Annotated in this window: 13 protein-coding genes; 7 read left to right on the plus strand and 6 right to left on the minus strand. The window is 70.1% G+C overall.

The window, feature by feature from the left end:
* Positions 1-14: 14 nt before the first annotated feature.
* The 3 genes from HGN31_RS00230 to HGN31_RS00240 all read right to left on the minus strand — a co-directional run bounded on the left by HGN31_RS00230 (position 15) and on the right by HGN31_RS00240 (position 3,623).
* Positions 15-386 carry a DUF1850 domain-containing protein gene (locus HGN31_RS00230; protein ID WP_168781958.1) on the minus strand — a complete coding sequence of 124 codons (372 nt, stop codon included), beginning with the start codon at positions 384-386 and terminating at the stop codon, positions 15-17.
* The gene (locus HGN31_RS00235; protein ID WP_168783751.1) at positions 383-2,470 is read right to left on the minus strand and encodes a TRAP transporter permease; all 2,088 of its coding nucleotides are present in this window, start codon (positions 2,468-2,470) and stop codon (positions 383-385) included. The genes HGN31_RS00230 and HGN31_RS00235 overlap by 4 nt, the downstream gene beginning before the upstream one ends.
* A 199-nt stretch (positions 2,471-2,669) precedes the next feature.
* A complete protein-coding gene (locus HGN31_RS00240) occupies positions 2,670-3,623 on the minus strand; it encodes a TAXI family TRAP transporter solute-binding subunit (protein WP_036700728.1) in 954 nt (317 codons plus the stop codon).
* Positions 3,624-3,865: 242 nt separating this feature from the next.
* On the opposite strand from HGN31_RS00240, the gene HGN31_RS00245 reads away from it, so the two are divergent.
* Positions 3,866-5,032 carry an ABC transporter substrate-binding protein gene (locus tag HGN31_RS00245; protein WP_168781959.1) on the plus strand — a complete coding sequence of 389 codons (1,167 nt, stop codon included), beginning with the start codon at positions 3,866-3,868 and terminating at the stop codon, positions 5,030-5,032.
* A 22-nt stretch (positions 5,033-5,054) separates the two neighbouring features.
* Here HGN31_RS00245 and tpiA read toward each other — a convergent pair whose 3' ends face one another.
* The 3 genes from tpiA to HGN31_RS00260 all read right to left on the minus strand — a co-directional run bounded on the left by tpiA (position 5,055) and on the right by HGN31_RS00260 (position 7,302).
* Complete coding sequence (gene tpiA / locus HGN31_RS00250; protein ID WP_168781960.1) at positions 5,055-5,792, minus strand: triose-phosphate isomerase; 738 nt, start codon at positions 5,790-5,792, stop codon at positions 5,055-5,057.
* Between the two features lie 87 nt (positions 5,793-5,879).
* On the minus strand, positions 5,880-6,254 hold the full coding sequence (locus HGN31_RS00255; RefSeq protein WP_036700722.1) for a HesB/IscA family protein: 375 nt from the start codon (positions 6,252-6,254) through the stop codon (positions 5,880-5,882).
* Positions 6,255-6,390: 136 nt separating this feature from the next.
* Positions 6,391-7,302, minus strand: coding sequence for a LysR family transcriptional regulator (locus tag HGN31_RS00260; RefSeq protein ID WP_168781961.1), 912 nt, complete (start codon positions 7,300-7,302; stop codon positions 6,391-6,393).
* Between the two features lie 210 nt (positions 7,303-7,512).
* On the opposite strand from HGN31_RS00260, the gene HGN31_RS00265 reads away from it, so the two are divergent.
* From HGN31_RS00265 to benB, 6 genes are all read left to right on the plus strand, one after another.
* Entirely contained in the window at positions 7,513-8,616 is a 1,104-nt protein-coding gene (locus HGN31_RS00265) for a muconate/chloromuconate family cycloisomerase (protein ID WP_168781962.1), read from the plus strand.
* 4 nt (positions 8,617-8,620) lie between these two features.
* Positions 8,621-8,911, plus strand: a complete 291-nt coding sequence (catC, locus tag HGN31_RS00270) for a muconolactone Delta-isomerase (protein WP_036700720.1) — start codon at positions 8,621-8,623, stop codon at positions 8,909-8,911.
* 73 nt (positions 8,912-8,984) lie between these two features.
* Positions 8,985-9,920 (plus strand): catechol 1,2-dioxygenase, encoded by a 936-nt coding sequence (gene catA / locus HGN31_RS00275; protein WP_036710428.1) that lies wholly within the window; start codon positions 8,985-8,987, stop codon positions 9,918-9,920.
* A 90-nt stretch (positions 9,921-10,010) separates the two neighbouring features.
* A complete protein-coding gene (locus HGN31_RS16620; protein ID WP_280529900.1) occupies positions 10,011-10,193 on the plus strand; it encodes a hypothetical protein in 183 nt (60 codons plus the stop codon).
* Between the two features lie 9 nt (positions 10,194-10,202).
* Positions 10,203-11,387, plus strand: a complete 1,185-nt coding sequence (locus tag HGN31_RS00280) for an SRPBCC family protein (protein ID WP_280529901.1) — start codon at positions 10,203-10,205, stop codon at positions 11,385-11,387.
* The gene (benB, locus tag HGN31_RS00285) at positions 11,384-11,920 is read left to right on the plus strand and encodes a benzoate 1,2-dioxygenase small subunit (RefSeq protein WP_269429238.1); all 537 of its coding nucleotides are present in this window, start codon (positions 11,384-11,386) and stop codon (positions 11,918-11,920) included. Before HGN31_RS00280 ends, benB begins: the two co-directional genes overlap by 4 nt.
* Positions 11,921-11,927 lie beyond the last annotated feature (7 nt).

Consider the following 11,927-nt stretch of genomic DNA (forward strand, 5'->3'; position numbering starts at 1 on the left):
CCCCCGGTCCGGCATCAGCCGCCCACGGTGCCCTCGGGGCAGGGCCGCAGCGTCACCGGCGCGCCCGCGACCGCGCCCAGCTCGCGGCAGCCGCCGTCGGTGCAGAGCGTCCAGCCGCCGCCTGTCGCCCCCGACGCGGCGAGCGTCACCTCGGGGAAGGACCGCTCCGGCTGCCAGACCCACCAGCCGTCGCGCTGGACGGCGCCCTCGCCCGGCTCCATGCCCGCGCCGGAGCCGCGCACCCGCGCCTCGGCCAGCACCAGCCGGTCGCCCTCGACGCGCCAGCGCTCCTCCCACCGGACCCGCTCGACCGAGTGGGTCCAGCCGAGAGAGAAGCCGCCGCTCACGGCCAGGGCCACGGCCCCGGCCATGAGGCAGGCGCTCATGCGGCGACCGCGCGGCGCTGGCTCATCCAGATCCAGCCGATGCAGGCGAGCGAGAGGGCAAAGCCCACCGCATCGCTCCACGTCGCGGCATAGACGAGCATGAAGGCCGAAATCATCGCAAAGGCGCGCTCGGCCAGGTTCAGCTTGCGGCCCATCCACCCGATCACCGCGATCCCCCACAGGCCGATCGCCAGCACCGTCTTGACCACGATATAGACCACCGCCGGCACGTAGCCGATGGCGGTGGCGAGAGGTCCGCCGTCCTGCAGCATCAGGGCCGGGGTGTAGACCGCCATGAACGGGATCACGAAGCCCGCCGCGGCGATCTTGATCGCCTCCATGCTGATCTTGAGGCCCGACTCGCGCGCGATGGGGGCGGCGGCAAAGCAGGCCAGCGCCACCGGCGGAGTCAGGTCGGCCAGAATGCCGAAATAGAACACGAACATGTGGCTGACGATCAGCGGCACGCCGAGCTGCAGAAGCGCGCCCCCGGCGATGGTCGAGGTGATGATGTAGTTGGGGATCGTGGGAATCCCCATCCCGAGGATGAGGCAGGTCACCATCGTCAGGACCAGCGACAGGAACAGGTTGCTCTCGCCCACCGAAACGATGAAGCCGCCGAAGGTGGTGGCCGCGCCGGTCAGGGTCATCGTGCCGATCACGATGCCGACCAGCGCACAGGCCACACCGACTGGCAGCGCCGTCTTGGCCCCGTCGGCGAGGCTGTCGACGACCATCGCGACCGTCGCCCGCCCGCCGCGGGTCAGCACGTTGAGCAGGATCAGCGCCGAGACGAGCGCCCCGACCAGCGGCATAGAGAGCCGCAGATCCTGCGAAAAGATCCACGCGCAGACAAGCCCGAGCCCGACCCAGACGATGGCGCGCAGCACCACCGAGGGCAGCCCCAGCGCCACCGAGCCGCCGAGGATCAGCACGATCGTCAGCGCAAGACCGATGGTGCCCGCGTAAAGCGGGGTGGTGCCGGAAAAGAGCAGCCACACCAGCACCGCGAGCGGCAGGATCAGGTACCAGCCCTCCTTCAGCGCGGCCATGGGCGAGGGAAGCTGCGACTTGGGCATCCCCACCAGCCCGCGCCGTCCGGCCTCGAGGTGGACCATCCAGAACGCCGCGCCGAAATAGAGGATCGCGGGGATCAGCGCCGCCTTGACGATCTCGACGTAGTGGACGCCCAGCGTCTCGGCCATGATGAAGGCCACCGCCCCCATCACCGGCGGCATGATCTGCCCACCCATCGAGGCGGTCGCCTCGACCCCGCCGGCGAAGGCCGGGCGATAGCCGAAGCGCTTCATCAGCGGGATGGTGAACTGCCCGGTGGTGACGACGTTGGCGACGCCCGAGCCCGAGATCGTGCCCATCAGCGCCGACGAGAACACCGCCACCTTGGCCGGCCCGCCGAGCAGATGCCCGACCAGACCCAGCGACACGTCGGTGAAGAGCTTGATCATCCCCGCCTTTTCGAGGAACGCCCCGAACAGGATGAAGAGGAAGATGTAGGACGAGCTGACATAGGTCGGGATGCCGTAGATCCCTTCCGTCCCATAGGCCATGTGCTCGATCACCTGCGCCGCGTCATAGCCGCGGGTCTGCAACAGCCCCGGCGCATACTGCCCGAAGAAGCAGTAGAGCAGGAACACCCCGGCGATGATCGGCAGCGCGATCCCCATCTCGGCCCAGGCGGCGAGGAACACGGTGATCAGCGCCAGAACCCCAATCACCAGGTCCATCTGGCTCGGGTCGCCGGCCCGCAGCAGCAGCGGCTCGTACTCGACCCACTGGTAGATCGCGACCGCGCCGCCGGTCAGGGCCAGCGCCCAGGCCGCGGCCTGCACCGCCGGGCCCCTGCCGCGCGCGAGCGCGATCAGCGGGAACACCAAGAGCATCAGGAAGCCCACGTGCATCGCCCGCACGACCTGGCTCGGCAGGTCGATGAAATGCGCCGCGGTGGCGATCTGGAACACCGAGAAGGCGACGGCGATGCCCCAGAGCAGCCGGCCCTGAAGGCCGGGCGGGAAGCTGTCGGCAAGCGGGTCGTGGATCGCCAGCTCCTGCGCGCCGGGCGGCATCTGGTGCGGGTGGTCCGGCGTGGCCGGGGGGGCGTGCGGCGCGCGGGCGGGGGAGGGGGGCTGCATCATGCACCTGGATTGTCAGGGGAAGGGAGGGCGACGGCCCTCCGCGCGACGTGGCGCGGCAGGGTGGTCGCGGGACGAGAACGGCCCCGGCGCAGCGCTGCACCGGGACCGCGAGCCGGTCAGAGCGGGCGCCTTACTTCAGGACGCCGGCCTCACGGTAGTAGCGCTCGGCGCCCGGGTGCAGCGGGATCGGCAGGTTCTCGGCCGCCTTCGCCACGTCGATGGCCTTGCCCGCCGCGTGCGCCGCCTTGACGGTGTCGAGGTTCTCGAACAGCTGCTTGGTCATCTGGTAGACGGTTTCCTCGGGCACGCCGTCGTGGGTCACGAGGATGTTCGTGACCGAAGCGGTCGGCACGTCGGCGGCCTGCCCGTCGTAGGTGTCGGCCGGGATCGTCGCGGCGTGATAGGCGCCGCCGAGCTTGGCCACCAGGTCGGCGGGCACCGGGATCACGGTGATCGGGGTCGAGGTCGCGAGGTCCTTGAGCGAGGCAACGCCCAGACCCGCCGACTGCAGCGTGGCGTCAAGCTGGCGGTTCTTCATCAGCTCGACCGATTCGGCGAAGGGCAGGTACTCGACCTTGCCCAGATCGGCGTAGCTCATCCCCGCCGCCTCGAGGATGGCGCGGGCATTTAGCTCGGTCCCCGACTTGGCCGCGCCGACCGACAGGCTCTTGCCCTTGAGGTCAGCCAGCGAGGCGATGCCCGAATCCTTCGAGGCGACGATCTGGATGTAGTTCGGATAGATCGCGCCAATCGCGCGCAGCTTGTCGAGCTTGCCCTTGAAGCCGGCCTCCTCGTCGCCCTCCCACGCCATCTGGACGCTGTCGCCAAGCGCGAAGCCCGCCTCGCCCTTGCCCTGCTGCAGCAGGTTGAGGTTCTCGACCGAGGCCTTGGTGGCCTGAACCTGAGTCCGTGCGTCGGGGATGCCCTTGGCCCAGATCTCGGACATGGCGACGCCCATCGGGTAATAGACCCCCGAGGTGCCGCCGGTCAGGACGTTGATGAACTCGGCCGCCGAGGCGGTGAGCGGTGCGCCGACGAGGGCGGCCGCGGTGGCCGCAGCGGCGGCAAGGCGGGTGATGCGCATGGGGTAGTCTCCTCCGGGTGTTGGGACGGTCGCGGTCGTGACGCCGCGTCGTGACGCGCGCACCATGCGGCACGCGGGGGGATCGATCAACCCGTCCGAACGGCCGCATGGCACGGTCCCCGGCCGGCCGGGCGCGCGGCGGCCCCCGCGCCCGAGGCGGAAGGGGCGCGAGAGACCGCTTGCGCGGTGCCGCGCCGTCATGGCCTAGTCGCCGCCGTCCGCCAGCTGAACGAGGCTTTTCGATGCACCGACGCACCCTTCTGACCGGCGCCGCCGCGGCCCTCGCCGGCGGGCTCGCCGCCCCCGCCCTGGCGCAGGACCGCGCGCTCAAGGTCGGGCTGATCCTGCCGCTCACCGGCCCGTTCGCGTCCTACGGCCAGCAGATGCAGGCCGGGTTCCAGCAGTATCTCGACACCCAAGGCGCCACCGGTGCGGGCCGGCGGATCGAGCCGGTGATCGCCGATGATGGCGGCATCGCCGACACCACCCGGCGCATCGCGCAGGAGATGGTGACCTCGGGCGGGATCGAGGTGCTGGGCGGCTTCGGCCTGACCCCACTCGCGCTGGCCGCGGCGCCGGTCTCGGCCCGCGCGGGCGTGGCGCAGATCGTGATGGTGGCGGCGACCTCGGCCGTGACCGAGGCCTCGCCGATGATCGTGCGCACAAGCTACACCACCCCGCAGGTGACAAGCGTGATCGCCCGCTGGATGGCCGGCGACGGGATTGGCCAGGCGATGACGCTGGTCGCCGACTACGGCCCCGGCCACGACGCCGAGGCGAGCTTTGCCAAGGTCTTCGCCGAGGCCGGCGGCACCGTCGCGGGCAGCCTGCGGGTGCCGCTGCGCGACCCGGATTTCGCGGCCTTCCTGCAGCGCGTGGCAGACGCGAAGCCCGAGGCGCTGTTCGTGTTCCTGCCCTCGGGGATCGGCGCGCCGTTCCTCAAGCAATGGGTCGAGCGCGGGCTCGACCGGTCGGGCATCCGGCTGGTCGCGGATGGGTCGGTGACCGACGACATCGTGCTGCCGCAGATGGGGGATGCCGCGCTGGGGCTGGTCACGGGGCTGCACTACAGCGCCGCCCTGCCGACCGAGGCGAACCGCGCCTTTGTTGCCAGTTTCATGGAGCGGAACCGCACCCGCCCCAACTTCATGGCCGTGTCCGCCTATGACGGCGCCCGGCTGCTGGCCGAGGCCTTGGGGCGCACCGGGGGCGACGCCGCCGGCGCGGCGCTGGTCGAGGCGATGAAGGGCGCGCGCTTCGAGTCGCCGCGCGGCCCGATCGAGATCGACGCCGCGACCCGCGACATCATCCACACGATCTACATGATGCGGGTCGAGGCGGTGGACGGGCAGCTGTGGAACGTGCCGTTCCACAGCTATCCGGCGGTGCGCGACCCCGCCAAGGCGTAGTGGGTGAGGGCGGCGCGGCGGCTCAGGCCGCCGCGAGCGCGGCGACGATGGGGCCGAAATCGGCGGCCTTGAGGCTCGCCCCGCCGACCAGCGCGCCGTCCACGTTGGCGATGGCGAAGATCTCGGCCGCGTTGCCCGGCTTGACGCTGCCGCCATAGAGCAGCGTCATCTCGGCGCCGTCCGCCAGCCGGTCGCTGAGGGCCTTGCGCATGGCGGCGTGGACCTCGGCGATCTGCTCGACCGTGGGGGTGCGGCCGGTGCCGATGGCCCAGACCGGCTCATAGGCGATGACCGTGTTGGCGGCCGTCGCCCCCTCGGGGACTGAGCCTGCGAGCTGCGCGGCGATCACGGCAAGCGTCTCGTCCGCGTCGCGCTGCGCCTCGGTCTCGCCCACGCAGATGACTGCGACGAGGCCCGCGCGATGCGCGGCGGTCGCCTTGGCGGCAACCTGTGCGTCGGTTTCGGCATGGTCGGTGCGGCGTTCCGAGTGGCCGACGATGACGTGGCTCGCGCCCGCGTCGCGCAGCTGCTCGGCGGCGATGTCGCCGGTGTGGGCGCCCGAGGCCTCGGCGTGGCAGTCCTGCCCGCCGACCGCGATCCCCTTGGGCGCGGCCTCGGCCATCGCCGCGACCAGCGTGGCGGGCGGGCAGATCAGGACATCGACGCCTCCGGCTTGGGGCGCGAGCGGGGCGATCTCGGCCAGCGCGGCGCGGGTGCCGTTCATCTTCCAGTTGCCGGCGGCAAGCTTGCGGGGGGCCATCTCATCCTCCTTGATCAGGGTCGCCCCCGCCTAGCCCGGCGGCGGGCGCCCCTGCAAGAGAGGCCGGGGGCGAGAGGGCGCCCGCAGTCAGCCCTGCCGCGCGGCCGACCCTTCCAGCGGCTCGAACCGCACCGACTCGCCGCAGCCGCAGCTGTCGGTGACATTGGGGTTGATGAAGCGGAAGCCGCTGTCGAGCAGTCCGTCCTGATAGTCGATCTGGGTCCCGAACAGGAACATCTGCGCGGTCGGCGCGATCAGCACCCGCGCCGCGCCCTGTTCCACCACCTCGTCGCCGGGGTTGGCGGCGTCGGCCAGTTCCATCGTGTATTCCATCCCCGCGCAGCCGCCCTTCTTGAGGCCGATGCGCAGGCCCGCGCCGTCCTTGCCGGCCATCAGCCGGGCGATCCGCGCCTCGGCGGCGGGGGTGATGGTGACGGGGGGCTTTCCGGGGATCGAGAACATGGGATGCCTTTCGCGCTTGCCCCACAAGATAGGGGCCAGGGCCGCCCGGCTCAACCCGCGGCGCGCGCGGGGGCTCGGCTGGCGACGGCCGACGACGTCGGGTTGCGCACCTCAGCCAAGGTCGCGAGAGACGCGTTCAGTCTCCCCGGACAAGCCAAGGCGGGTTCTCGGCGTAGATCTCGTCGATGATGTCGCGCACCATGTCGAGCGTCGCGGATTCGTCCCCGGCCCGGTGGCTGAGGATCACCGGCGAGGTCGCCTGCGGGTCGGCCACCGGCCTGAACACCACGTCCGACCGCATCTGCCGGGCGGACATCGGGATGATGCAGACCCCGGCCTCTGCGGCGACGAGGCCGAGGGCGGTCTGGATCTCGCGCACCTCCTGCACCTCGATCGGCCCGACCTCGGCCTCGCGCAGCAGCGTCAGCACGAAGTCCGCGTAGCTCGGCCGCGGCTCGCTCGGGTAGATGATCAGCTTCTGTCCCCCCAGCGCCTTGAGCGGGATGGGCGCCGAGGTGTCCGACAGGGGCCAGGCGCGGGGCAGGGCGACGGTCAGCCGTTCCTCGCGCAGGGTCGTGCTGGCCACGCCGGGGTCGGCGTGGCGCAACCGGCCGAAGCCGATGTCGATCCGCCCCTCCTTCAAGGCGGCGATCTGCTGGGTCGAGAGCATCTCGAGCAGCTGGATGTCGAGCGTCGGCGCCCGGCTGCGCAGCTTGCGGACCAGCCCCGACAGGCCGCCATAGAGCGTCGAGGGCACGAAGCCGATGGACAGTACGCGGTTCTGGTTGCGGCCGACTCGCCGGGTCGATTCGGCCATCTGCTCGACCCGGCCGAGGATCTGCAGCGCCTGTTCGTAGAAAAGCCGCCCGGCCTCGGTCATCCGCACGGGACGGGCGCTGCGCGACAGCAGCTCCACCCCCAACTCCTCCTCCAGCAGCTGAATCTGCCGGCTCAGCGGCGGCTGGGCGATGTGCAACTGCTCGGCCGCGCGGGTGAAATTGCGCTCGCGGGCGACGGCCACGAAGTAGCGAAGCTGGCGCAGGTCCATGCGGTCATCCATGTTGCGACGGGTATGCAGCTTCGCCGCGGCGCAGCACAGCGAGCCTAGTATCAGCCTACCATACCCTGAGGGTATCGCGGCAGATTCAAATGATGTTGGACCGACTCGCGGCCGGCCTGTCACATGGGCGACATGAACAAGCTCATCGCCCCCGCCGACACCGCACTGGCCGCCCCCGTCGTCTAGCGGGTCGAGACGGTGCTGGTCGATCTGCCGACGATCCGGCCGCACAAGCTGTCGGTCGCCACCATGAACGGCCAGACGCTGATGCTGGTCCGCATCACCTGCAGCGACGGCGTCACCGGCGTCGGCGAGGGCACCACCATCGGCGGGCTCGCCTATGGCGGCGAAAGCCCCGAAAGCATGAAGCTGGCGATTGACCGCTATGTGGCGTCGCTGCTGATCGGGCAGGACGCGACGCGGGTGCAGGCGCTGATGGCCCGCGTCGGCGCGATGGTGAAGGAAAACCGCTTCTCGAAGTCGGCGGTCGAGACGGCGCTGCTCGATGCCCACGGCAAGCGGCTGGGGCTGCCGGTCAGCGAGCTGCTGGGCGGGCGCCGGCGTGACCGGCTGCCGGTGGCTTGGACCCTCGCCTCGGGCGACACGGGCCGCGACATCGACGAGGCCGAGCGGATGCTCGACCTGCGCCGGCACCGCATCTTCAAGCTCAAGATCGGGGCGCGGCCGCTCGCCGACGACATCGCCCACGTGGCCGCGATCAAGCGGGCCCTGGGCGAGCGGGGGGCGGTCCGCGTCGATGTGAACATGGCGTGGAGCGAGGCGGACGCCGCGCGCGGCATGGCGGCGCTGGCCGACGCGGGCTGCGAGCTGGTCGAGCAGCCGGTCGCGCAGGCGTCGGCGCTGGGCCGCCTGGTGCGCCGCTTCCCCGTGGCGCTGATGGCCGACGAATCGCTCACCGGCCCGGACTCGGCCTTCGAGATCGCCCGCGTCCACGGCGCCGATGTCTTCGCCGTCAAGCTCGAGCAGTCGGGCGGCGCCTTTGCCGCGCTGCGGGTGGCCGCGATCGCGGATGCGGCGGGCATCGGGCTTTACGGCGGCACGATGCTCGAGGGCGCGGTCGGCACCATCGTCTCGGCGCACGCCTTCGCCACCTTCGCCAACTTGCAGTGGGGGACCGAGCTCTTCGGCCCGCTGCTGCTGACCGAAGAGATCCTGCGCGAGCCGCTGGACTACAGCGACTTCCACCTGACCGTCCCCACCGGGCCGGGCCTGGGGATCGCGCTGGACGAGGACCGCGTCGCGGCGTTCGCCCGCGACGGGTTCGACCGCAAGAGAGGATAGGCCGATGCTGTTTCACGTCCGCATGGATGTCTCGATCCCCCGCGACCTGCCGGCCGACGCGCGCGCCGACCTGCTCGCCCGCGAGAAGGCCTATTCGCAGGCGCTGCAGTCGTCGGGGAAGTGGCGCCACATCTGGCGGATCGCGGGTGAGTACGCGAACGTCAGCATCCTCGACGTCGCCGACAACGATGAGCTGCACGAGATCCTGTCGGGTCTGCCGCTCTTTCCCTTCATGAAGATCACCGTGATGCCGCTGCTGCGGCACCCGTCCGCCATTCGCGCGGACGACAGCTGACACCCCGCGCGGGGCCGGCCGAGGAACCGCCCCCCGCGTCCCCAGAAGATCACGTCATACCGGAGGAGAACCCATGAGCGTGAAGATCTACGACCGCCCCGATGTGCAGGCGTTCCTGCGCGAGCTCAGCGGCCTGAACAGCGACACCGGCAACGACCGGATGAAGCAGATCACCCACCGGCTGATGTCGGACCTGTTCCGCGCCATCGACGATCTGGATATCACCCCCGACGAATACTGGACCGGCGTTGCCTGGCTGAACGATCTCGGCGCGGCGGGGCAGGCGGGGCTGATCTCGCCCGGTCTCGGCGTCGATCACTTCATCGACGAGCGCCTGGACGCCATCGACGCGGCGATGGGGATCGAGAACCCGACGCCCCGCACCATCGAGGGTCCGCTCTATGTCGCGGGCGCCCCGGAATCGACCGGCTTCGCGCGGCTGGATGACGGCACCGCCGAGGGCCAGACGCTGGTCATGCACGGGGTCGTCCACGACGCCCAGGGCCGCCCGCTGCCCGGCGCCAAGGTCGAGGTGTGGCACTGCGACACCCGCGGGTTCTACTCGCACTTTGATCCCACCGGCCAGCAAGCGCCCTTCAACATGCGGCGTACGATCTATGCCGACGAGAACGGCCGCTACAAGTTCCAGTCGATCCTGCCCTCGGGCTACGGCGTCCCGCCCGGCAGCCCGACCGAGAAGCTCCTGTCGGCGCTGGGCCGGCACGGGCAGCGTCCGGCGCACATCCACTTCTTCATCAGCGCCGACGGCCACCGCAAGCTGACCACCCAGATCAACATCGAGGGTGACCCGCTGATCGACGACGACTTCGCCTATGCCACCCGCGAGGGGCTGGTGCCGAAGATCAACGAGCGCACCGACGACGAAAGCATCAACGCCAACGGCCTGAACGGCCCGTTCGCCGAGATCGAGTTCGACATCTACCTGACCGCGCTGGTGGACGGCGTGGACAACCAGATCAACGAACAGCGGCGCCGCGCGGCCGCCTGACGGCCCGCGACCCGCACCCCGCCCCGAACATCCCCGACATTTGAGCGGGGGCCCGCGCCCGAACCGGCGCGGCCCCCGGGAGGAGACCTCATGTCCGCGATCATCGACAAGGCGCGCGATCTCGACCAGCTGCTGGCGACCGCCGTCGAAGACAATCCCGAGACCGGCGTGTTCCGCTGCCGCCGCGACATCTTCACCAACCCCGACCTGTTCGAGCTCGAGATGCGGCATCTCTTCGAGGCGAACTGGGTTTATCTGGCGCACGAAAGCTAGATCCCCGAGGTGAACGACTACTACACCACCTGGATCGGCCGGCAGCCGATCGTCATCACCCGCGACAAGACCGGCGCGCTGAACGCGGTCATCAACGCCTGCGCCCACAAGGGGGCGATGCTCTGCCGGCGCAAGCACGGCAACAAGGGCAGCTTCACCTGCCCGTTCCACGGCTGGACCTTCTCGAACACCGGCAAGCTGCTGAAGGTGAAGGACGAAAAGACCACCCAGTATCCCGAACAGTTCAACAAGAACGGCTCGCACGACCTGACCAGGGTGGCGAAGTTCGAGAACTACCGGGGCTTCCTCTTCGGCAGCCTGAACCCGGATTCGCCCTCGCTGGAGGACTATCTGGGCGAGGCCCGCGTGATCATCGACCAGATCGTCGATCAGGCGCCCGACGGGCTCGAGGTGCTGCGCGGCAACTCGTCCTACATCTACGACGGCAACTGGAAGCTGCAGATGGAGAACGGCTGCGACGGCTATCACGTCAGCTCCGTCCACTGGAACTACCAGGCCACCATGGGCCGCCGGAAGGAAGAGGGGACCAAGGCCGTCGACGCCTCGGGCTGGTCGAAATCGGTGGCCGGCGTCTACGGGTTCGAGAACGGCCACATCCTGCTGTGGACCAACACCATGAACCCCGAGGTGCGCCCGGTCTGGGCCCACCGTGACGAGATCGCCGCCCGCGTGGGCGAGGAACGGGCGAAGTTCATCGTCGGCCAGACCCGCAACCTCGGCCTCTATCCGAACGTGTTCCTGATAGACCAGTTCTCGACCCAGATCCGGGTCGTGCGGCCGCTGGCCGTGGACCGGACCGAGGTCAGCATCTTCTGCTTCGCCCCCAAGGGCGAAAGCGCCCAGGACCGCGCCACCCGCATCCGCCAGTACGAGGATTTCTTCAACGTCTCGGGCATGGGCACCTCGGACGACCTCGAGGAGTTCCGCGCCTGCCAGACCGCCTATGCCGGCACCGCCGCGCTCTGGAACGACATGTCGCGCGGCGCGCCGCTGTGGGTCGAGGGGCCGGACGAGAACGCCCGCCGCATGGGGCTGAACCCGCAGCTGTCGGGCGAACGCTCCGAGGATGAGGGGCTGTTCGTGCGCCAGCACGCCTATTGGCGCGAGGCGATGCAGTCCGCGCTCGAGACCGAGCGCCGCACCGCCGGCCAGATGCTGGAGGCCGCGGAATGACCCGGATCGACACCATGACCCCCGCCGCCAGCCAGAGCGTCCAGCCCGGCTTTTCCCACGCCGCGATCTGCGCCTTCCTCTACCGCGAGGCGCGCCATCTCGACGATCGCGAGTGGAAGGCGTGGCTCGACTGCTACGCGCCCGACGCGAGCTACTGGATGCCGGCCTGGGACGACGACGACCGCATCACCGAGGACCCGCAGTCGCAGATCTCGCTGATGTACTACCCCGACCGCGATGGGCTCGAGGACCGGGTGTTCCGCATCGAGACGGAACGCTCGGGCGCCTCGACGCCCGAGCCGCGCACCAGCCATTCGGTGACGAATGTGGAGGTGCTGGCCGACCGCGGCGACGAGGTGGATGTGCGCTACAACTTCCACACGCTCAGCCAGCGCTACAACACGACCGATCAGTTCTTCGGCACGACCTTCGTCACCCTGCGCCGTCAGGGCGACGGGATGGTGATCGCGGCCAAGAAGATCGTCCTCAAGAACGACTACATCCGGCAGGTCATCGACGTCTATCACGTCTGACCGCCGG

It is taken from the genome of Paracoccus sanguinis, from assembly GCF_012689545.1.
GTDB lineage: Bacteria > Pseudomonadota > Alphaproteobacteria > Rhodobacterales > Rhodobacteraceae > Paracoccus > Paracoccus panacisoli.